This is a genomic window from Streptomyces sp. LHD-70 (genome assembly GCF_031157275.1).
Lineage (GTDB): Bacteria > Actinomycetota > Actinomycetes > Streptomycetales > Streptomycetaceae > Streptomyces.
In genome coordinates this window covers 58,996-80,161 of sequence record NZ_JAVIFW010000014.1, presented here as the reverse complement: position 1 = coordinate 80,161, position 21,166 = coordinate 58,996, and the positions used below count along the sequence as shown (strand labels likewise).

The 21,166-nt window shown below is 72.5% G+C and carries 17 protein-coding genes and 2 tRNA genes; 3 read left to right on the top strand and 16 right to left on the bottom strand.

What is annotated here, in order from left to right; genetic code table 11:
- Nucleotides 1-25: 25 nt before the first annotated feature.
- The 5 genes from RCO28_RS25930 to RCO28_RS25910 all read right to left on the bottom strand — a co-directional run bounded on the left by RCO28_RS25930 (nt 26) and on the right by RCO28_RS25910 (nt 4,989).
- A complete protein-coding gene (locus tag RCO28_RS25930; protein ID WP_308943688.1) occupies nt 26-1,741 on the bottom strand; it encodes a HAMP domain-containing sensor histidine kinase in 1,716 nt (571 codons plus the stop codon).
- Entirely contained in the window at nt 1,738-2,484 is a 747-nt protein-coding gene (locus RCO28_RS25925) for a response regulator transcription factor (RefSeq protein WP_308943687.1), read from the bottom strand. Before RCO28_RS25925 ends, RCO28_RS25930 begins: the two co-directional genes overlap by 4 nt.
- A gap of 160 nt (nt 2,485-2,644) precedes the next feature.
- Nucleotides 2,645-3,517: an amidohydrolase family protein gene (locus RCO28_RS25920; protein WP_374991248.1), complete on the bottom strand. Its 873-nt coding sequence runs from the start codon at nt 3,515-3,517 to the stop codon at nt 2,645-2,647.
- Between the two features lie 31 nt (nt 3,518-3,548).
- Nucleotides 3,549-3,926, bottom strand: coding sequence for an antibiotic biosynthesis monooxygenase (locus RCO28_RS25915; protein WP_308943685.1), 378 nt, complete (start codon nt 3,924-3,926; stop codon nt 3,549-3,551).
- 130 nt (nt 3,927-4,056) lie between these two features.
- The gene (locus RCO28_RS25910) at nt 4,057-4,989 is read right to left on the bottom strand and encodes a DUF2797 domain-containing protein (RefSeq protein ID WP_308943684.1); all 933 of its coding nucleotides are present in this window, start codon (nt 4,987-4,989) and stop codon (nt 4,057-4,059) included.
- 219 nt (nt 4,990-5,208) lie between these two features.
- Here RCO28_RS25910 and RCO28_RS25905 point away from each other — a divergent pair, with 219 nt between their 5' ends.
- The gene (locus tag RCO28_RS25905; RefSeq protein WP_308943683.1) at nt 5,209-5,385 is read left to right on the top strand and encodes a hypothetical protein; all 177 of its coding nucleotides are present in this window, start codon (nt 5,209-5,211) and stop codon (nt 5,383-5,385) included.
- A 258-nt stretch (nt 5,386-5,643) separates the two neighbouring features.
- Here the strand turns inward: RCO28_RS25905 and RCO28_RS25900 are convergent.
- Together RCO28_RS25900 and RCO28_RS25895 are read right to left on the bottom strand one after the other, a co-directional pair.
- Nucleotides 5,644-5,716: transfer RNA gene (locus RCO28_RS25900), tRNA-Arg, on the bottom strand.
- Between the two features lie 220 nt (nt 5,717-5,936).
- Nucleotides 5,937-6,027 (bottom strand) — tRNA-Ser (locus RCO28_RS25895).
- 344 nt (nt 6,028-6,371) lie between these two features.
- Between RCO28_RS25895 and RCO28_RS25890 the strand changes: the two genes are divergently transcribed.
- Nucleotides 6,372-6,845 carry an SSI family serine proteinase inhibitor gene (locus RCO28_RS25890; protein WP_308943788.1) on the top strand — a complete coding sequence of 158 codons (474 nt, stop codon included), beginning with the start codon at nt 6,372-6,374 and terminating at the stop codon, nt 6,843-6,845.
- Between the two features lie 335 nt (nt 6,846-7,180).
- Nucleotides 7,181-11,815 carry a PAS domain-containing protein gene (locus RCO28_RS25885; RefSeq protein WP_308943682.1) on the top strand — a complete coding sequence of 1,545 codons (4,635 nt, stop codon included), beginning with the start codon at nt 7,181-7,183 and terminating at the stop codon, nt 11,813-11,815.
- A 102-nt stretch (nt 11,816-11,917) separates the two neighbouring features.
- Here RCO28_RS25885 and RCO28_RS25880 read toward each other — a convergent pair whose 3' ends face one another.
- The 9 genes from RCO28_RS25880 to RCO28_RS25840 all read right to left on the bottom strand — a co-directional run bounded on the left by RCO28_RS25880 (nt 11,918) and on the right by RCO28_RS25840 (nt 20,802).
- The gene (locus tag RCO28_RS25880) at nt 11,918-13,564 is read right to left on the bottom strand and encodes a long-chain fatty acid--CoA ligase (protein WP_308943681.1); all 1,647 of its coding nucleotides are present in this window, start codon (nt 13,562-13,564) and stop codon (nt 11,918-11,920) included.
- A 169-nt stretch (nt 13,565-13,733) separates the two neighbouring features.
- Nucleotides 13,734-14,243 (bottom strand): SigE family RNA polymerase sigma factor, encoded by a 510-nt coding sequence (locus RCO28_RS25875; RefSeq protein ID WP_308943787.1) that lies wholly within the window; start codon nt 14,241-14,243, stop codon nt 13,734-13,736.
- A 252-nt stretch (nt 14,244-14,495) separates the two neighbouring features.
- A complete protein-coding gene (locus RCO28_RS25870; RefSeq protein WP_308943680.1) occupies nt 14,496-15,341 on the bottom strand; it encodes a DUF1906 domain-containing protein in 846 nt (281 codons plus the stop codon).
- A 62-nt stretch (nt 15,342-15,403) separates the two neighbouring features.
- Nucleotides 15,404-16,570 carry a lipid-transfer protein gene (locus RCO28_RS25865; protein ID WP_308943679.1) on the bottom strand — a complete coding sequence of 389 codons (1,167 nt, stop codon included), beginning with the start codon at nt 16,568-16,570 and terminating at the stop codon, nt 15,404-15,406.
- A complete protein-coding gene (locus RCO28_RS25860; protein ID WP_308943678.1) occupies nt 16,567-16,971 on the bottom strand; it encodes a MaoC family dehydratase in 405 nt (134 codons plus the stop codon). Before RCO28_RS25860 ends, RCO28_RS25865 begins: the two co-directional genes overlap by 4 nt.
- On the bottom strand, nt 16,968-18,044 hold the full coding sequence (locus RCO28_RS25855; protein ID WP_308943677.1) for an acyl-CoA dehydrogenase family protein: 1,077 nt from the start codon (nt 18,042-18,044) through the stop codon (nt 16,968-16,970). The genes RCO28_RS25860 and RCO28_RS25855 overlap by 4 nt, the downstream gene beginning before the upstream one ends.
- On the bottom strand, nt 18,044-19,042 hold the full coding sequence (locus RCO28_RS25850) for a bifunctional MaoC family dehydratase N-terminal/OB-fold nucleic acid binding domain-containing protein (RefSeq protein WP_374991251.1): 999 nt from the start codon (nt 19,040-19,042) through the stop codon (nt 18,044-18,046). Before RCO28_RS25850 ends, RCO28_RS25855 begins: the two co-directional genes overlap by 1 nt.
- 14 nt (nt 19,043-19,056) lie before the next feature.
- Nucleotides 19,057-20,250 carry an acyl-CoA dehydrogenase family protein gene (locus RCO28_RS25845; protein ID WP_308943675.1) on the bottom strand — a complete coding sequence of 398 codons (1,194 nt, stop codon included), beginning with the start codon at nt 20,248-20,250 and terminating at the stop codon, nt 19,057-19,059.
- Nucleotides 20,251-20,490: 240 nt separating this feature from the next.
- The gene (locus RCO28_RS25840) at nt 20,491-20,802 is read right to left on the bottom strand and encodes a hypothetical protein (RefSeq protein ID WP_308943674.1); all 312 of its coding nucleotides are present in this window, start codon (nt 20,800-20,802) and stop codon (nt 20,491-20,493) included.
- Nucleotides 20,803-21,166 lie beyond the last annotated feature (364 nt).

Sequence of the window (21,166 nt, the reverse complement as noted above, 5' to 3'; positions counted from 1 at the left end):
ACGGCGACACTCGCCAACTCCCCTGTCACGGCTGTGTGGTGAGGCTGTGGCCTGTCTGTGAGTCGTTCGGCGGTACGGATATGGATCCGGATACGCGTCCGGATACGGGTCCGGATACGCGTCCGGATACGGGTCCGGCCGTCATAGGGGCGGGCGGGTCCGGAACCCATTCCTCCGCCGACGGCGAAGGCCGATCCGGAACCCATTCCTCCGCAGGCAGCCGTACCGCGAACACCGTCCGCCCGGGCACGCTCGTGACCGTCACCGCGCCGCCGTGGGCCGCCACGACCGCCTGCACGATCGCCAGGCCGAGCCCGGTCGAGCCCGCGTGCCCGGCGGCCGGGTCCGCGGCGCGGGAGCGGGAGGCGTCGCCGCGCGCGAACCGTTCGAAGACCCGGGGAAGCAGCTCGGGCGCGATCCCCGGACCGTCGTCCTCCACTTCGAGCCGGACATCGGGCCCGTCCGTCCGCACCCGCGCGGTGACGGTCGTACCGGGCGGCGTGTGCGTACGCGCGTTGGCGAGCAGATTGACGAGCACCTGCTGCAGACGGGCCGCGTCGGCGCGTACGAGGGCGGGTTCCTCGGGCAGTTCGAGCCGCCACCGGTGCCGCTGCCCGGCCGCCCGCGCATCGCCGACGGCGTCCACGACCAGCGGCGACAGATCGGTGCTCGCGTACGCGAGGCGCCGCCCGGCGTCCAGGCGCGCGAGCAGCAGCAGGTCCTCGACGAGACCGGTCATCCGGGCCGCCTCGGACTCGATCCGGCCGAGCGCGTGCCGGGTGTCGGGGCCGGTCTCCTCACGGCCGCGGCGGGTCAGCTCGGCGTACCCGCGGATGGAGGCGAGCGGGGTGCGCAGCTCGTGGCTGGCGTCGGCGACGAACTGCCGTACCCGCGTCTCGCTCTCCTGGCGCGCGCTGAGCGCCCCGTGCACATGGTCGAGCATGCGGTTGAGGGCCGCGCCGACCTGCCCGACCTCGGTACGCGGGTCGGCGTCGGGCACGCGTTCGTGGAGGGCTGGTTCGCCGCTGTGCAGGGGGAGTTGGGCCACGCGGGTCGCCGTCGACGCGACCCGGCGCAGCGGTCGCAGGGCGATGCCGATCATGGTCGCGCCCGCGATCCCGGCGGCCACGAGCCCCGCTCCGGCCACGCACAGCTCGACCACGATCAGCGTGCTGACGGTGTCCTCGACGGCCTTGGTCGGACTGCCGACGAGCAGCTCGCCCTCGGTGCCGTCGGGCACGTACAGGACGCGGTACTCGCCGAGTCCGGGCACGTCGACGTTGTGCGCGGAGCGGTCCTTCGGCACCGAGTCGAGGGCCGCCTTCTGGCCGGCGTCGAGCGCGGTCAGGACGGGCCGCTCGCCGCGCTCGGCAGGCTCCTCGCTGACCGCGGCCTCGCCGACGTCGCCGTTCTCGACGACCGCACCTATCGTGCCGAGGTCGGAGCCGCCGAACGCGAGGAAGCGCAGCGGGTCGCGCGGCTCGGGCACCCCGGGCGGCCCGGCCTTCGGCTTCGCCTGCGACTCCCGCGCGGCCACCTCGTGCAGCCCGCCGTCCAGCTGCTCGTACAGGTACGAGTGCAGCGCGACCGTCGTGACGGTCCCGATCACCGCGCACACCAGGGCGATCAGCGCGATGGCACTGACGACGAGGCGAGTGCGGAGGGAGCGGGGGCGCAACGGGGCCCGGGGGCTGGCGCGGGGACCGGTCCGGGGATCGGTACGGGCCCGAGGGCCGGTCATGCCGCGGCCGCCTCCGCGGGCTTGATCAGATAGCCGGCGCCGCGCCGCGTGTGGATCATCGGCGACCGACCGGCGTCGATCTTCCGCCGCAGATACGAGATGTACAGCTCGACGACGTTGGCCTGGCCGCCGAAGTCGTAGCTCCACACCCGGTCCAGGATCTGCGCCTTGCTGAGCACCCGCCGCGGATTGCGCATCAGATAGCGGAGCAGCTCGAACTCGGTGGCCGTGAGGTGGATCGAATCGCCGCCCCGCGTGACCTCGTGGCTGTCCTCGTCGAGGGTCAGATCGCCGACCGCGAGCACGGACCCGGTGCGCCGCGCCGCCGCCCCCGACCTGCGGATCAGTCCGCGCAGCCGGGCCACGACCTCCTCCAGGCTGAACGGCTTCGTCACATAGTCGTCGCCGCCCGCCGTCAGCCCCGCGATCCGGTCCTCCACCGCGTCCTTGGCGGTGAGGAACAGCACGGGTACGTCCGGCAGTTCACGCCGCAGCCGGCCGAGGACGGTGAGCCCGTGCATATCGGGCAGCATCACGTCGAGCACGACGGCGTCGGGCCGGAACGCCCGCGCCGCCCGCACGGCCTCCGCGCCGTCGGCCGCGGTCCGGATCTCCCAGCCCTCGTAGCGCAGGGCCATGGACAGCAGCTCGGTCAGGGACGACTCATCGTCGACGACCAGCACCCGCACGGGGCTGCCGTCGGGCCTGAGCAGTTCGGTACGCGGTTCGGAGCTCGTGGTCATACGCGCCACCCTGACCAGGCCCTCTGAGAGCACCCTTGCGCGAACCTGTGAATTTCCTGAGAAACGTCCCGGGGGCCTGACCGGGGGCCTGACCGGGGGCCTGGCCGGGGGCCTGACCCGGGTGCGGGCACGGGCCCGGGGTGCGTGTACGTGTCCCCGCTCAGAGTCCGAGTCCGGGCCCGAGCCCGAACAACCCCGCCCCGTTGTCATGGCACACCGCCCGCAGCCACTCCTCCCCGAGCCCGAGCCGCTCCAGGGCCTCGAGCTGATGGACGTACGGATACGGGATGTTGGGGAAGTCCGTGCCGAGCAGGATCCGGTCCCCCAGGTCGGCGAGCCGGGCCCGCTCCGCTCCGGGGAACGGGCTGAGCCGCTCGCTGAAGTCCGTGAACGCCATCGTCGTGTCGAGCCGCACCTCCGCATACCGCTCGGCCAGGTCCAGGAAGTCCGCGTACTCCGGCATGCCCATGTGCGCCACGATCAGCCGCAGCCGCGGATGGCGCGCGAGCACCCGCCCCACCGGCTCGGGCCCGGTGTACTTGCCCGGCTGCGGCCCCGATCCGCAGTGCATCACCACGGGCGTGCCGGACTCGGCGAGCAGGCCCCACGCCCGGTCGAGCCGCTCGTCCGCGGGGTCGTAACCCCCCACCTGCACATGGGACTTGAAGACCCGCGCCCCCGCCTCGACGGCCTCGCGCACATACGTCTCCACGCCGTCCTCGGGAAACAGCGTCGCCGTGTGCAGACAGTCCGGCGTACGCCCGGCGAACTCGGCGGCCCAGTCGTTCAGCCAGGACGCCATGCCGGGCTTGTGCGGATAGAGCATCGCCGTGAACGCCCGCACCCCGAACTCCCGCAGCACCGCGAGCCGTTCCTCTTCGTCCCGCCGGTACGCGATGGGCCACTCCATCCCGGTGAGCGGCCCGGCACTGTCGAAGTACGCCCAGACCTTGCGCAGCACCCGCTCGGGCATGAAGTGCGTATGGACGTCGACGAGCCCGGGCACCCCGAGCCGATGCCAGAACGCCCGCACCTCGTCCCGCTCACCGCTCCCCGTGGTCCCGCTACTGCTCCCGCTGCTGCTCCCGCACAAAGGCGTAACCCCTCTCCACCTTGCTGACGTGCACCGAATAGCTCTCGTACCACTGATCCCTGCCGCGCTCCTGCGCCGCCCGGTGCTCCACCTGCGAACGCCACGCCGCGATCGCGTCCTCGCTCTCGAAGTAGCCGACGGTGATGCCGAGCCCGCCCGGCGTCCGCGCCGACTCCACCCCGAGGAACCCGGGAACCTCCCGCACCAACTCCTCCATCCGCCCGGCCGTTTCGCCGTACCCGCGGTCCCCCGCCGTACGCAGCGACGTGAAGATCACGGCGTAGTACGGCGGCTCGAACGGCGGCAGGGGCCCGGACCCCGGAGACGCGGAACCCAAATCAGTGGTCATGCCACCCACTGTCGACACCAACGCCTGATCTGTCCACGGAGTTGGCGGTGTTAGCGGTGTTAGCGGGCAGGCGGACCGGCGAACGGACGGACGGGCGGGCGGACAGGCGGACAGGCGGACAGGCGAACCGTCAGAACAACCCACCCTGCACACCCCCGCTCTCCCCGTCCCGCGCGACCAGCGGTTCCACCGGCACGCTCACCCCGGCCGCCCACTCCGCATCCACCGCATCCACCGCATCCACCGCGACGAGCCGCCAGCCGCTCAGCAGCCGCCCGTCCAGGACCACGGTCCCGCCCCCGTCCTTCGGCCGCAGACACAGATCGGGCCCGGCCGCACCCACGAGCCGCCCGGCGACCCCACCCCCGTCCACCAACTCCCGCACGACCCGCACCCCGGAGGCCTCGCCCATCCCGTCGAGCCCGAACACCCCTGACTGGTCGACCGGTTCGAACTCCACCCGCTCCAGGGAATCCGGCCAGCCGGTGAGCGCGACGGCCCGCGCATGGCAGTCCCGCAGCTCCGCCACGCGCGCGTCGATCGGCGGCAGCCCGAACCGCGCGGCCCGCTTGCGCGCGTACGGAATCCGGTCCGGCACCTTGAGCGCCGCCCCGAGCAGCTCCTCCGCCCGACGTGCCGCCATCAACGGCCCCCGTCCCAGCCACGCGAAGGCCACCGCCCCCTGCTCCTGCAACCGAGCCGGCCCCCGCCGCACCCCCGTGATCCCCACCTTCAGCAGCCCGGGCCCGAACCACGCCAGATACACGGCGTACGGCCGCTGGTCCCCGGCGTTCGTGTCCGCCGCGACGGAGAACGACCGGTCGATCCGCGCACACTCCGCACACTGGTCCCGCGTCCCCCGCCCCGGCACCCCGGCCCCGGTCGGACACGGCGTACGCCGCCCCGCTCTCCACACCCCGACACAGCGCCGCTCCCCCCGCGCCACGAACGCCAACTCCTGCCCGAACCCGAGCGCACTCCCCCGCTCGCCCCGCCCCACCCCGAACCACCGCAGCTCCGGCCGCCCCTCAACCCACCGAACCCCCGCACAAGCCCACGCCATACCCCCAGCATGCTCCCCACCACTGACAACGCAGCACCTGCCCAGCTCCCCCCGCCGCGCCTCGCGGTGGCGCCCGTCCCGTCCGATGTTCGGCAGACAACAAAAGAGGCCCCGGACTCTCGTCCGGGGCCTCTCGGGCTGTGCACTCGGCAGTCTGCAAGAATGCCCGCGTATGCGGCCCGGCCGTGCCGTGATCAGTGTGGGGGCACCGTGGCTGCGTTGGGCTTCTTCTTCATCATCCTGCCGTGTCTGGCCATCGTGAGCTTCGCCTGCTTCGCCGCTTGCCGTGCTCAACGTCAGAAGGCGTTCAAGGCCCTGGCGTATGTGTTCCTGTCCGTTGGCCTCGTCTGCGGGCTGACTCCTGTAGGGGTTCTGATCTGGGCTTCCACGGGCTAGGTGTGTTGTCCTGCGGACTGCTCACCTCGCACCCCAACCCACCACTCACCCCAGCTCCCATCCCGTCCGCCTTCAACCCACACACCGTGGAGCGGGCGTGGTTCAGGGCGTCAAGGTGGAGCGCGCCACTGTACGAACGACCTTGACGCCATGGGCGCCACCACCGGCTGAAGCCGATCGGCACGGTTGCTGTACTTGGCTGCAGTACGGCACGGAAACGCAAGAGGCCCGGACTCTCGTCCGGGCCTCTCACCTGTGTGCACTCGGCAGGATTCGAACCTGCAACCTTCTGATCCGTAGTCAGATGCTCTATCCGTTAAGCTACGAGTGCTTGTTCTGTTTTTGTCTTCGCTCCCCGGCCTTTCGGCCCGCTCGCGGCGACAGGAAGAACATTACATGACTGCCGTCGTCATGTGAAATCCGTTTAGCTCACCCCTTGCGACCTGCGAAAACGCCCCTGAGAGCGATCCGGGCGTGGTCCTTTGAGCGTGCGCGGATCCCGGACGCACCGAAGCCCCGGTCCTGAAGGACCGGGGCTTCGGATCTTGCTGCGGAGGCGGAGGGATTTGAACCCTCGATGGGCTTTAAGACCCAAACCGCATTAGCAGTGCGGCGCCATAGACCGGACTAGGCGACGCCTCCAGCACACCGCGCTTGCGCGTGGTGCGTTGCAGATGATGACACAGCCCAGCGGGGTGTCACCAATCGCCCCCCACGGTACTAGGCAGGCGGGCGGCAGGGCAAAGCGTTAGGACGGGCGCGGCCTGCGGCGATGCGGGCGGGGGCGCGCGGGGCGCAACGTCGGGGCGCGACGGGCGTTAGTAGCGGTGAGGCGTTCCTTCTCGGGGCTGCCCTCTCGGGGTTGCCCTCTCGGGGTTGCCCTCTCGGGTTGCCCTCTCGGGTTGCTCTCTCGGGGTTGCCCGTTCGGGTCGCCCTCCCCGGTCACCCTCTCCACTCGCCACCTCACCCTCCCTGGAGTCCCCGTGCTGCTGCGCCGTATCGCGTGCACCGCCGTCGCGTCCCTCGCCGCGCTGTCCGCCGCTCCCGCCGTCGCGCAGGAGGCCTCGCCCGCGCCGCGGTTACCGCTGGCCGAGCAGGACCAGCTGACCGTGACCGTCTCGGGCACCGGCACCGCCGAGGACGGCACGTACCAGCTGGAGTGCGGAAGCGACGGGAGCTACGGCGGTACGCACCGGCACGCCGCGGAGGCCTGCGACCGGCTCGGGCAGCTCGCGCGGGAGGGCGCGGACCCGTTCGCGCCCGTGCCCGCGGACTCGCTCTGCACGATGCAGCACGGCGGCCCCGGCACCGCCCACGTCACCGGTGTCTGGCAGGGCCGGCCGGTGAACGCGACGTACGACCGCAGTGGCGGGTGCGAGATCGGGCGGTGGAACACGATGGTGCCGGTGCTGCCCGAGGTCACGGGCGGCGGAGCGGGCGCTCCGCTCGGCCTGCGCTGAGACCGGCAGCCGCCACGGCCACACCGGTCGGCCATACCGGTCGGGCGCGCTGGTCGGGCGCGCTGGTGAAGGCGGCGCGGGAAGCGCGATGCGCTCAACCCGCCGACGCAGCAACTCCGTTGTGTGCGCCTCGTGTGCGGCGTGCGGCGGGAGGCATGCACCCCCGTCACGGCGTGCGCGCGAGGCGCACACACCTCCTCCGTGCGACCTCCCTCTCATCCGGCATCGCGAGCGCAACGGGTGCCCGTAGACTCCTTCCCGTGACACGCCAAGGGCCGAGGGACCGGGGGTCCCAGAGGCCGGCAAAAGGGCAGTAACAGGGAGGATCCGTCGTCGTGAGCAGCAGGCCATCCCGAGGCGCTGCTCGCCTCGCAGCCATACTCGACGCCCTTCCGGACGCGCTGTTGCTCGTCAACGCCAACGGCACGGTCGTCAACGCCAACAGCATCGCGCTGGAGACCTTCGAGACCTCCGGCTGGTCGCTGGTCGGACGCGGTCTGCTCGATCTGCTGCCGGAGTTCGACTCCCGGCTGATCCCTGGCTCCATGCGGCGCCCCGACTCCGTGGACGCGGACGGTCACGGGCGCACCAAGCCGCGGCGGATGACAGCACGGCGCACGGACGGAAGCGAGTTCCCGGTCGAGGTCACCAGTGCGAATCTGGAGGACTCCCGGGACGCGTACGAGTCGCACGGCACCTACGGATATTCCGGCGACGAGCTGCTGATGCTCGTCGTACGGGATCTTTCGGGCACCGTGGACACCGAGGCGGAGCTGGCGCGTTCGCAGCGGCAGACCGAGATGATCCTGCGAGCCGCCGCCGAGGGCGTCGTGGGTACCGACACCGAGGGCCGTGTCGTCCTCGTGAACCCGGCCGCCGCGCAGCTCCTCGGCTACCGCGCGAGCGATCTCGGCGGCAAGGAGCTGCACCCGCTGGTGCAGCACTCGCGGCCGGACGGCGAGCCGTTCCCGTACGAGGAGAGCCCGCTCGCGGACACGCTGCGCTCCGGGCGCAAGCACCGGGTGCGCGGGCAGGTGCTGTGGGCGAAGGACGGCAGCCAGGTCAAGGTCGACCTGACGACCGCGCCGGTGCGGGACGGGGACCAGCTGGTCGGCGCCGTCCTGGCGTTCACCGACCGGCGTGCGTACGACGAACTGGTCGAGCAGCACGCGGCGGAGACCGCGCAGGCCGAGCAGCGGTACGCGGAACTGGCCGAGCGCGAGCAGCAGCGGTACGCGGAGCTCGAAGCGCGGGAGCAGGAGCGGTACACGACGCTGGCGGAGGGCGAGAAGGACCGGTACGCGGCCCTCGCCGAGCGCGAGAAGGACCGGTACGAAGCCCTGGTCGAGCGGGAGAGCGAGCGGTACGAGGCGGTCTCCGCGCGGCACGCCCAGCTGATCGCCGTGCTCGGTGAGTCGCTGCGCGGGCCGCTCGAGGAGCTGCGCCGCGAGCTGGGCACGCTCGCCGCGGACCCGGCGGGCCAGCTGTGGCCCGAGGCCAACCAGGTGCTGCACCACCTCGCCGCCGGGTACGCGCGCATGACGACGCTCGTCGACAACGTCCTGGCGTACCAGCACCTCGACACCAACGCCGCCGAGCTGCACAAGCAACGCGTCCTGGTCGACGGCGTGGTGGCCGCGGGCGTCGAGGGTGCCGTCGAGCTGATCGGGCCCGGCCGGGCGCAGTTCGCGGTGCACGCGCCGCCGTTGGAGGCCGAGGTGGACGGGCCGCGGCTCGCCACCGCGCTCGCGCATCTGATCGCGGACGTCGCCGGTATCGACGCGACGGGCCATACGCGCGTGCCCGCGGGTCCGGCCGCTTCCGGCCAGGTGGACTCGACGATCGTGGTCGCGGCCGCCCAGCGCGGCGAGGTCGTCCGCATCGAGGTGCGCGGTCCGTACGCGGGCGGCGATCCGGTGCACGGACCGATCGTGCGCGGCATCGTCCGGGCGCACGGCGGTGTCCTGCAGACGCACGAGGTGCCCGGGATGAGCGGCAGCGCGTACGTCCTCGAGGTGCCGCTGGGTGCTCAGGCACCCGGCACCGAAGCCGGCACCGAAGCCGGGGACGCTGCCGGTACGGATGCAGATACGGAGACGGGTACGGGTACGGCTACGGGTTCCGGTTCCGGTTCCGGTTCCGGATCGGGTGCTGGCGCCGGGGCGGCTCCGGTGGTCGGTTCGGCGCTCGAGTTGGCTTCCGCTGTGGTGGCGGATTCTGCCGGTTCGGCTTCCGGTTCGGCTTCCGGTGAGGCTGTGCCCGGGCCCGCTCAGGACCAGACCGAGGGCCGTGGGCGGCGGCGGGCCAGGCGTGGTCCTTCGGTGGACGCGTTCCTCGACGACAGCTCCGCCGGGGGCAACGAGGCCGATTCCGCGGAGAGTTCGCCCGCCGTGGCGGAGCCGCGCGGTCGGCGTCGGCGGCGGGCCGCCGCTCCGGCCGCGGAGCCGGTGCAGGGTGCCGAGCTCGTGCCCGCGCAGAGCGCCGACCAGCCGTCGACCGACGGCGCGGGGACCACGACGGCGCCCGCCTCGGGTACGGGCCGCAGGCGCCGCCGTCCGGCGGCCGCCGAGGGCCAGGGCCAGCCGGCTCAGGGGTCCGTGGTGACCGCGGCCGAGCACGCCGCGGGCGGTTCCGCTTCGCGTTCCGGTTCGGGCCAGCGGCTCGGTGCCACGGTGCCGCCGCAGGGCGTGCCCGTACCGGCCGAGTCCGCTGGGGTCGCACCGGCCGGGCGGAGGGCGCCGCAGGCGCTGGCCGCGCTGCCCGCCGCGGCTGCGGAGCCGACGACCCCGGAGCCCGGTTCGGAAACGGCCGCGGCGGGTGCCGAGGTCGAGGTGCAGCCCAGGGGGCGGCGGGCGCGGCGGGCGCTGGCCGCCGCGCAGGAACGTGCCGCTGCCGCCGAGCGCGGCCCGCGTACCGCCTTCGCGCTGCCGCCCGCCGACGCCGACCGCACGCCGCAGGCGCCGGGCACCCCTGGCACACCGGGCACCCCTGGCACCCCTGGCACGCCTGGCACGCCTGGCACGCCTGACGTACCGGTCGCGCCCGAGGCCGTAGCCGTACCCGTGCCCGCTCCCGCTCCCGCTCCCGCTCCCGCTCAGGTGAACGCGCCCTCCGACGTGGCTGAAGTCCCGGATGTCGCCGCCGAGTTGGCGTCCCCGGCGGACGTCGACGGCGACCACGGCTACAACGCGCCCGACGGCCCGTCGACCGACCACACGCCGCCGCAGCCGCACCCCGTGCCGACACCCACCGGACGCCGCCGCGCCCGCCCGGCGCCCGAGCCCGCGCCCGCGCCTGCCGTGCCCGCCGCACTCCCACCCGAGCAGGCACCCGTGGCACCCACGGCACCCGCGGCCGCAGCTCCGCAGGAGAGCGAGCCCCCGCCGGAAGAGGCAGAAGCAGCCGCACCGGAGACCCCAGAGGCAGAGGCCCCCGAGGCGGGCAAGGCGCTGCCTCAGCCGCAGCCGAAAGCCCAGCCGGAAGCGCAGCCGCAGCCCGAGACCCCGGCGCAGCGCAGTCGGCTCGCGCAGCCCTTGCCCGCGGAGGCGGACACTCCGGCAGGCGGGTCGAGCACCTCGACGCAGGGCCGGGCGATCAGCGTGCGCACGCTCGGCCAGGGCGTCCCGTTCGCCCAGCACATCGCCGAGCAGCAGCGCCCCGGACCGCTCCCGGCCCGGGCGCCGGGGCAGCCGTCGAACCCGACCAACTCCCAGACGGGCAGCCTGAACACGGCCGGCGGTCAGCCGACCGGCGGTTCCGGTCGGCGCCGCAAGCTGGGCACTCCGCAGGAGAAGAAGGCGGAGACGGCGGAGAAGACGGCGAAGGCGCCGATGGCGGAGAAGGGGACCGAGAACGCGGCTGCCGGGACTCAGACTCCCCAGGCCTCCCAAGCCCCCCAAGCCCCCCAGGAGTCCTCTCCGAACCCGCCGTCCCCGCAGGCAGGCCCCGGACCGCTGCCCCCGGCCGGTTCCCTGCCCGGCACGGGCCCCCTCCGCGGCTCCGGATCGCTTCCCGGATCTGGTCCACTTCCCGGCTCAGGTTCACTTCCCGGCTCCGGTCCCCTCCCGGGTTCCGGTTCGCTCGCCGGGAGTGGGCCGCTGCCCGGCGGTGAGGGGCATCGCACCGAGGGCCGGTCCTACGCGATCGGCGCCCCGGACGAGGGTGCCGAGGGGCCCGAGCCGCTCGACGGTCCCGGTGGCGCGGTCGAGGTCGCGAACAGTCCGCAGCCCCAGCCGATGGACGACGAGCTGCCGCCCGAGCCGCTCGACAACCCGCGCCGACTGCTCGTCTGGCCCGCGCCCGACGTCTCCACGCAGCAGGCGCTGAGCGACCGCGGCTACCGCCCGGTGATCGTGAACTCCCGCGACGAGGTGGACGCCCAGATCGCGGCGTTCCCGGCCGCGCTCTTCGTCGACCCGCTGACCGGGCCGATCACGCGGACCGCGCTGCAGTCGCTGCGGCAGGCGGCGGTCGCGGCCGAGGTGCCCGTCCTGGTGACCGCCGGACTCGGTCAGGCCTCGCGCGAGGCGGCCTACGGTGCCGACCCCGCCGTACTCCTGAAGGCGCTCGCGCCGCGGGACAGCGAGCAGCACCCGTCGCGCGTCCTGCTCATCGAGGAGCACGACGAGATCGCGCGGGCGCTCACCGCCACCCTGGAGCGGCGCGGTATGCAGGTCGCGCGGGCCACCGCCGACGCGGACGCGGTGACGCTCGCGACGCAGATGCGGCCGAACCTGGTCGTGATGGATCTGCTGCAGGTACGCCGCCGGCGCGCCGGAATCGTCGACTGGCTGCGTGCCAATGGGCAGTTGAACCGCACCCCGCTGGTCGTCTACACGGCGGCCGCCGAACAGGCGGACCTGCCGAAGCTGGCCTCCGGCGAGACCGTGCTGTTCCTCGCGGAGCGGTCCACGAGCCCCGAGGTGCAGGGCAGGATCGTCGACCTCCTCGCGAAGATCGGCACCAACTGACCGCCTGCCAAAGGCTGTTAGGCACGCGGAAGGGGGCGCTGTTTCACGTGAAACAGCGCCCCCTTCCCGTAGCTCAGGACCTCAGAACGTCATCTCAGGACCTCAGAACTTCTTGATGTCCAACTCACCGTCCGCGTACTGCTTGCGGATCACCTTCTTGTCGAACTTGCCGACGCTGGTCTTCGGGACCGTCGGGATGATCGACCAGCGCTCGGGCAGCTGCCAGCGGGCGATGTGCTCGCCGAGGAAGTCGCGCAGCGTCTCGAAGTCGGCGGTCGCGCCCTCCTTCAACACCACGGTGGCGAGCGGGCGTTCACCCCACTTCTCGTCCGGTACGGCGACGACCGCGGCCTCGGCGACCTCCGGGTGGGCCATCAGCGCGTTCTCGAGCTCGACCGAGGAGATCCACTCGCCACCGGACTTGATGACGTCCTTGGCGCGGTCGGTCAGGGTCAGATAGCCGTCGGGGCTGATGATGCCGACGTCCCCGGTCTTGAGCCAGCCGTCCTCGCTGAACTTGTCGGCGGGCCGGAACGCTTCGCCGTCGGCACCGCCGTAGTACGCGCCCGCGATCCAGGGGCCGCGGACCTCCAGCTCACCGGCGGAGGTGCCGTCCCACGGCAGGTGTTCGCCGCCGGGGCCGGTGAGCCGGGCCTCGACGCCCGCCGGGAAGCGGCCCTGGGTGAGGCGGTAGCTCATCTCGTCGGCCTCGCTCACGCCGGCGGGCGGTCGGGCGACCGTGCCGAGCGGGGAGGTCTCGGTCATGCCCCAGGCGTGGCAGACGCGGATACCGAGCTTGTCGTACGCCTCCATCAGCGAGGGCGGGCAGGCGGCGCCGCCGATGGTGACCTGGCCGAGGCTGTCGATGTTCCGCGGGTTGGCGGTCAGTTCGGCGAGCAGGCCCTGCCAGATGGTGGGCACGGCGGCGGCGTACGTGGGGCGCTCGCGCTCGATCATCTCGGCGAGCGGGGCGGGCTGCAGGAAGCGGTCCGGCATCAGCAGGTTCACGCCGGTCATGAAGACGGCGTGCGGCAGGCCCCAGGCGTTCACATGGAACTGCGGCACCACGATCAGGCCGGTGTCCTGGTCGGTGAGGCCCATCGACTGGGTCATGTTGACCTGCATCGAGTGCAGATAGACGGAGCGGTGCGAGTAGACGACGCCCTTGGGCTCGCCGGTGGTGCCGGAGGTGTAGCACATGGCCGCGGCCTGGCGTTCGTCCAGCTCGGGCCAGTCGTACGCGGTGGGCTTCCCGGCGAGGAGCTCCTCGTACTCGTGCACCTGGACGTTCGTGTCGGCGAGCAGCGAGCGGTCGCCGGGGCCGGAGACGACGACGTGCTCGACCGGGGTGAGCTGCGGCAGGAGCGGCGCGAGCAGCGGGAGCAGTGAGCCGTTGACGATGATGACGCGGTCGGCGGCGTGCTGGACGATCCACACCAACTGGTCGGCGGGCAGCCGCAGGTTGAGGGTGTGGAGGACGGCGCCCATGGCGGGGACCGCGAAGTACGCCTCGACGTGCTCGGCGTTGTTCCACATGAGCGTCGCGACCCGCTGGTCGCCCTCGATGCCCAGGTCCGCGCGGAGTGCGTGCGCCAGCTGGGCCGAACGCTCACCGATCTCGGCGAAGGAGCGGCGGTGCGGCTCGTCATCGCCGGTCCACGTGGTGATCTGCGATGTGCCGTGGACGGTCGACCCGTGCTGAAGGAGTCGGGTCACGGTCAGCGGTACGTCCTGCATGGTGCTCAGCACGGCGTCCTCCCGGTGGGCGCTACGGAGCAGTAGGGTTCCGCAGATTCTCATCACATACCGCGTGGTATGTCACTACTGCGGCGCGGATGGATACCGAACGGACGCGTGATCCGCCCCACGAGCCCCAGCCGCCCAAGAGCCCCCAGCCCCGCCCAAGAGCCCCAGCCGCTCAGCGCACCGGCGTCAGCTCCGGGTCCTGGCGCAGCTTGCCGAGCGCCCGGGAGACGGCGCTCTTCACGGTGCCGATGGAGACTCCGAGCACCTCGGCGGTCTGGGCCTCGCTCAGATCCTCGTAGTAGCGCAGGACGACCATCGCGCGCTGACGGGCGGGCAGTTTCATGATCGCGCGCCACATGGCGTCCTTGAGCACCTGCTGCTCGGCCGGGTCCGCTAGCGGTATCGGGTCCGGCTCGGGAAGCTCCTCGCAGGTGAACTCGTCGACCTTGCGCTTGCGCCACTGCGAGGTCCGGGTGTTGAGCAGGGCCCGGCGCACATAGCCGTCCAGGGCCCGGTGGTCCTCGATCCGCTCCCAGGCGACGTACGTCTTGGTGAGCGCGGTCTGCAGCAGGTCTTCCGCGTCGTTGGGATTGGCGGTCAGCGAGCGCGCGGTGCGCAGCAGCACGGGCCGGCGGGCGCGCATGTACGAGGAGAACGACGGGTACCGGGAGTGCGCGGTCATGGTCGTGGCCGTCGTGGCCGTGGTGGCCGCCCCCGTAGCGGCCTTCGACGCAACTCTGCGGACGGGCCCCTCAATAACGGTCATGGCTCCACGCTAGGAGCGGCCCCAGCTCAGCGGATCGGCCCCAGGTCCCGAACCCTCGTCCCCCTCAGGTTGTACGCGCGGGGCCCGCCCCACCTCCTGAGGGTGGAGGGGCCCGGGCCCGCCCCTGAGGGGTGGACCCGGGCCCGCCGTACGGAGAAGGAGGCGGCCTCAGCCGATCCGGGCCACCGGCGCGTCCACCAGGTTCCGGTCGACGGACAGGGTGTGACCGCCGTACCGCTCCGTCGAGTTGCCCTTGTACTGGTGGATGCGCTTGTGCGGGTACCAGGCGCCCGGCAGGAAGACCGGCTCGCGGTTGAGGTTCGGCTTGCCGCCCCAGCGCGCGAACCAGATCACCTCGGGCAGATCCTTCACGCCCTGCCTGCGCGCCCGCTCCATGTGCAGCACCCCGGACTCGGCGCTGCTGTAGAAGCCGGTGACGTACCCCTCGCCCCGCACCTCACGGTTCCAGGCGCGGACGAAGGACAGCGTCGCGGCGAGGCACTGCCTGTTCCCCAGGTCGTACGCCTCGACGTCGAGGTAGAGCGGACTGCCCCTCTCGAGTCCGTACGCGCGGGCCCGGCGGACCGCGTCCCGGCCCTCCGCGCGGCCCTGGGCGACCGGGTCGCCGCCGATGCGCACGTCCTGCTTGTTCTCGGCGATCACACACGGCGACTGCGAGCCGACGTAGAGGGGCAGCACCCCCCAGCCCAGGTCACGGACGTCGCGCAGCCAGGCGCGGTCGAGATGCGGCTGGCTCTTGCAGTGCCGCCCGCGGCCGCCGAAGTAGACGCCGACGGCGCGGTAGTCGGAGTGGCGGCGCCAGGCGGTCATGGTGGCGAGGGACGGCGCTCTGCAGGTGTCGAAGGCCCGGCCCTTGAACACCTCGGGCTCCGGGCGGTCGGCCGCCGTCCCGGGGGCGGCCGTCGACGGCACGGCGAGCGTGAGCAGGCAGAGCACGGCGAGAACAAGTCCAACGATCGGCTTTTTAAGGCCCAAACGGTCGATATGGTCCATACGGCGAGTCAAGGTGCCCTGCCGCCGCACACGCCCGGGACACGCGCACGGCGGGCCGGACTTCAGCCGTCCGCTGCCAGGACGAGCCCCGAAGTGGGCACGCCCGTACCGGCCGTGACGAGGACGCGGGAGGCGCCCGCCACCTGGTTGACGGCGGTGCCGCGCACCTGTCGTACGCCCTCCGCGATGCCGTTCATGCCGTGCAGGTACGCCTCGCCGAGCTGACCGCCGTGGGTGTTCAGCGGAAGCGCCTCCTCGGCCACGAACTCGGCGGCCTCGCCCGGCTTGCAGAAGCCGAACTCCTCCAGCTGCATGAGGACGAACGGGGTGAAGTGGTCGTAGAGGATGCCGACGTCGATCTCGGCCGGGGTCAGTCCGGAGCTGCGCCACAACTGCCGTGCCACGACCGAGGTTTCGGGCAGCCCGGTGAGGTCGTCGCGGTAGAAGCTGGTCATCTGCTCCTGCGCCCGGCCCGCGCCCTGCGCCGCCGCCGCGATCAGCACCGGGCTCTGCCGCAATTGCCGGGCCCGCTCGGGGCTCGTCACCACGACCGCCTGGCCGCCGTCGGTCTCCTGGCAGCAGTCGAGCAGCCGCAGCGGCTCCACGATCCAGCGCGACGCGGCGTGGTCGGCGAGCGTGATCGGCTTGCCGTGGAAGTACGCCGCCGGGTTCGTCGCCGCGTACTTCCGGTCGGTGACCGCGACATGGCCGAAGGCCTCGGGGCCGAGCCCGTACGTGTGCAGATAGCGCTGGGCGGCCATCGCGACCCAGGACGCCGGGGTGAGAAGCCCGAACGGCAGGGCCCAGCCGAGCGCCGCGCCCTCGGCGGAGGGCTCGCGGTGCTGCACGCCGGAGCCGAAGCGGCGGCCCGAGCGTTCGTTGAACGCCCGGTAGCAGACGACGACTTCGGCGACTCCGCTCGCCACGGCGAGGGCCGCCTGCTGGACGGTCGCGCAGGCCGCGCCGCCGCCGTAGTGGATGCGCGAGAAGAAGGACAGCTCGCCGATCCCGGCCGCCTGCGCGACGGTGATCTCCGGGCTGGTGTCCATCGTGAACGTGACCATGCCGTCCACGTCAGCGGGGGAGAGGCCCGCGTCGTCGAGGGCGGCGTGCACCGCCTCGACGGCGAGCTTCAGTTCGCTGCGCCCGGAGTCCTTGGAGAACTCGGTGGCGCCGATGCCCGCGATGGCGGCCTTTCCGCCGAGGGTGTCCCTTTTCCGTACGCTCATGCCCGCGCCCCCTCGGGGAGCTCTACGGTCACCGTGCCCGTGACGTGCCTGCCGATGCCGTTCGCGCCGACCACGTCCACCCGGGCCGTGGCGCCGTCCACCTCCGCGACCGTTCCCGTCAACACCATCGTGTCCCCCGGGTAGTTGGGCGCCCCGAGCCGGATCGCCACCTTCCGCAGTACGGCGGCGGGGCCGAAGCAGTCGGTGACGTACCGCCCCACCAGGCCGTTCGTCGTCAGGATGTTCATGAAGATGTCGGGGGAGCCCTTCTCCTGCGCGAGCTCCGCGTCGTGGTGCACGTCCTGGTAGTCGCGCGAGGCGAGCGCCCCGGCGACGATCAGGGTGCGGGTCACCGGGATCTCCAGGGGCGGCAGTTCCGCCCCGGCGCGAAGGTGTTTCACGAGCGCTCCCCCTCCTCGATCGCGTCGTCCCCGTGTGCGATCAACTCCCCCAGATCCGCGAGGACTTCGGCCCCGCCGCCCAGGTACGCGTCCAGCTGCCGCCCCCAGAGGAAGTGCCGGTGCACCGGGTGGTCCAGGTCCGCGCCCGCGCCGCCGTGCAGATGCTGGCCCGCGTGCACGACCCGGCGCCCGCCCTCCGAGGCCCACCAGGCGGTGGTCAGGGACGCGGCCCGGTGGTCGAGCCCCTCGTCCCTGCGCCAGGCCGCCTCGTACGCGGTGACCCGGATCGCCTCGATGTCCATGTACGCGTCGGCCGCCCGCAGCAGCACCGCCTGCTTGGCGGCGAGTGGCTTGCCGAACTGCTCGCGCGTCGAGGTGTGTTCGACGGCACGGGCGAGCGAACCGGCGCACACCCCGGCCTGCAACCCGGCGAACGCGGTGCGCGCCGTCGCGAGCACGTCGTCGTACGCCCCCGCGCCCCCGAGCCGCTCGCCCGGGGTCCCGTCGAGGACGAGGCGCCCCGCGGACCAGGGCGCGGTCAGCTCGACCGGCCGCACCTCGGCGTCCTCGGTGCGCACCAGCCACAGCCCGTGGTCGGCCGCGGCCACCAGGACATACGTGGCGTCGCGCAGCCAGGGCACCCAGGCGACGGTGCCGGTGAGCCGCCCGTCCGCCTCGGCGCGCACGCCCCGCTGCGTGGGCAGCGCTCGTACGCCCGGCTGCGCCGGGAACGCGCCCGTCGCCACCTCCGTACCCTCCTCCAGGGCGGGCAGGAGCCGCTCGCGCTGGGCCGCGGTGCCGTGCGAGGCGACGGCGAGCAGGCCGTACGCGCCGGACGCGGCGAACGGCACCTGCGCGGTGCGCCGGCCCTGCTCCTCCAGGAGGAGGACGAGGCCGAGCAGCCCCGTCTCGCGCACGGCGCCGCCGAGGCCCGCCGCGCACAGCTCCTTCCACAGCTCCCGGTCGCTGTCCGTGCCGAGGGCGCTGAGCCGCTCCGGCGTCGACAGGTCCGTGAAGATCCGCGCCGCCAGGTCCAGGGCCGCGGACTGCTCCTCGGTGGGCGTGAAGTCCATCAGTCGGCGCTCCCCGGGACGGCCCGGAACACCGGGAGGACCAGGTCCTTCTCCACCTGCCGGAACTCCACCCGGACCGGCATCCCGATCCGCACCTCGTCCGCCGGCACTCCGACGACGTTGCTGATCATCCGTACCCCTTCGGCGAGTTCGACGAGTCCGACGGCGTAGGGCGGATCGAAGGCCGGGAAGGGCGGATGGTGCATGACCACGTACGAGTAGACCGTGCCCTCGCCGCTCGCCTCGACCGTGTCCCAGCGCTGCGAGCCGCAGCCGTTGCACCCCGGCAGCCAGGGGAAGCGCAGGGCCGCGCAGTCCGTGCAGCGCTGGACGAGGAGTCGGTGGCGCTCGGCTCCCGCCCAGAAGCCGGAGTTGTCCCGGTTGATCACCGGGCGCGGCCGTGTGCGCCCTGTCTGTCTGCCGCGCGGCCCGCTGCGCGCGGGTGCGTACTTGAGGATCCGGAACCGATGCGTCCCGGCCGGTTCGCCGTTCGCTTGGACGTCCATCCGCGTCGTCACGAAGTGCCCCGTACCCAGTTTGGTCGTCTTCTGCGCCGAGACGGACTCGATCACCGCATCAAAGGTGATCGCGTCCCCGGGCCGCAGCGGCCGCAGGTACTCCTGCTCGCAGTCGGTGGCCACGACCGAGGTGAACCCGGCGCCGTCGAGCAGCCCGAACAGCGCGTCGTACGCCGCCGAGCGACCCGCGTCGCCCTTGTGTCCCTTCAGCCCTCCCATCGTCCAGGCCTGCAGCATCGTCGGCGGAGCGATCGCGTCCGGTCCTGCGTACGCCGGGTTGGCGTCGCCCATCGCCTCGCACCAGTGCCGGATCATCGGCTCGTTCACCCGGTCCTTGCCGATCCCGGCCTCGGCGGCGGGCCTGCCCTCGTACGTCTTCAACTCCCTTAGGAACGCGGCTAGTTCCCCGCTGTCGGCGGCTCCCGTGGCATGGGTGCTTCCGGGGGCGCCCGCCGAGCCCCGTACGCCGCCCTCCCGCATCTCGCGCGTCCCGCTCACCGCCGCACCTTCCTCATGCCGAGCCGCATCGTCGCGACGATCTCCCGCTGCACCTCGCTCACCCCGCCGCCGAAGGTGTTGATCTGCGCCGCCCGGTTCATCCGCTCCAGCTCACCGTCGCCGTCGCGCCCGATCCCGTACGCACCGGGCGATCCGGCCCGTACGAGACCGGCGTCCCCGACGATCTCCTGGCACATGCGGTACACCTCGACCGCCGACTCGGTCCCGGCGAACTTCACGCCGCTGGCGTCCCCCGGCGCGAGCCGCCCGGCGCCGACGTCACCGACCAGGCGCCAGTTGAGGAGGCGGGTCGCGGCGAGCCGCGCGTGCACCTCGGCGAGCTGGGAGCGCACCCAGGGCACGTCCGCCGGGCGCCGGCCGGTGACGGGGTCGGGGGTGCGGGCGAAGGCGAGGGCGCTCGCGTAGCAGTCCTCGGCCTGCATGCCGATCGCGGCGAGGGCGACGCGCTCGTGGTTGAGCTGGTTGGTGATCAGCCCCCAGCCGCCGTTCTCCTCGCCGACCAGGTTCGAGCCCGGCACCCGGATCGCGTCGTAGTACGTGGCGGTGGTCGTCAGCCCGCCCACCGTCTCGATCGGCGTCCAGGAGAACCCTGGCGCGTCCGTCGGCACCAGGATGATCGAGATCCCCCGGTGCTTGGGCGCCTCGGGGTCGGTACGGCAGGCCAGCCAGATCCAGTCCGCCTGCTGAGCGTTGGACGTGAAGATCTTCTGCCCGTCGATCACCCAGTCCTCACCGTCCCGTACGGCCCGGGTGCGCAGGGCCGCGAGGTCCGTACCGGCGGACGGCTCGCTGTAGCCGATCGCGAAGACCAGCTCGCCGCTGAGGATGCGCGGCAGGAAGTAGTCCTTCTGCTCCTGCGTCCCGTACTTCATCAGGGTCGGCCCGACGGTGTTCAGGGTCACCATCGAGACCGGCGCACCCGCGCGGTACGCCTCGTCGAAGAACACGAACTGCTCGTCCGCGCCCCGCCCCTGCCCGCCGTACTCGACGGGCCAGCCGAGCCCGAGCTTCCCGTCGGCCCCGATCCGGCGCAGGACCGCGCGCTGGGTCTCCTCGTCCGGCTCGTCGCCCGGCTCGTCTTCTTCAGGCCCTCGGGCCGGTAACTGCCGGAAGTAGGCACGGAGTTCGGCGCGCAGCTGCTTCTGGCGCTCGGTGGGGGCGAGATGCACGGCGTCCCTCCTGGGAGCTCGTACGAACCTTGGGGATCAGGGTTTCCGACTCATTTCTGACTGTCCGTCAGAAACGAGCCCGCTGTCAAGGTCTCGCTGTCAAGGTCACGGAGCTTCCTCGAAGAGGTCGACGCACCGGCGCGGCGGCACAGTTCGTGCCGCCGCGCGGTGCAAGTACCCCCACCGCGCGGGCCCCGCCCTCCCCCCGCTGGAGGGCGCGGCCCGACGCGGTCCGGTGGCTTACCAGAGCTCGGTGAAGTTGATGTCGTACGTCTCGTTCGACTGGTCGACGGCCGTGAAGGCGGAGCCGTTCACCTGGGCGTTGTTGTTCTGGTTGGAGGCGCCGGAACCGGTCGCCACCTGCTGGTTGGTGGCGGAGTTGCCCTCGTTCTCGCCGCCGACGCCGCTGCCCGTGACGGTCGCGACGCTCGCGTTCGATCCGTCGCTCGCGAAGCCTCCGTTGTCAGCCTGGGCCACGCCCGTGAAGAGTGCCGCGGCGAGCGGCAGAGCGGCGGCTGCGGCGAGGACGCGAGCGGTCCGGATACGTGCCATGTGATTCCTCCAAAGAGCCCGGCCGAGCTGATCGGTCCGGTAAGTGCGCCTGATGCGGGGGCAGTTGGCCGACCGCCCCGGTGGCGTTCCTGTGGTGTTCCTGTGGTGTTCTGCGGTGTTCTGCGGTGTTCACGACGTCGCGAGAGCAGAGGTGCCCACGGCGCCCCCGCCGAACCACCCCCGCCCCGGCCTTCCCTCGCAAGCGTGATGACAAGTCGATAAACCCCCCGCGCGCCCTCGATCCGGCACAGGCCCGCCGACCGGCCTCGAACCCCCCGCACAACGGCCGCCCCTCTGTGCGATTCACCCGTACGAGACGGGCGCGCACCCGAAATCCCCCTTCCCTTCTTCGAACGTACGTACG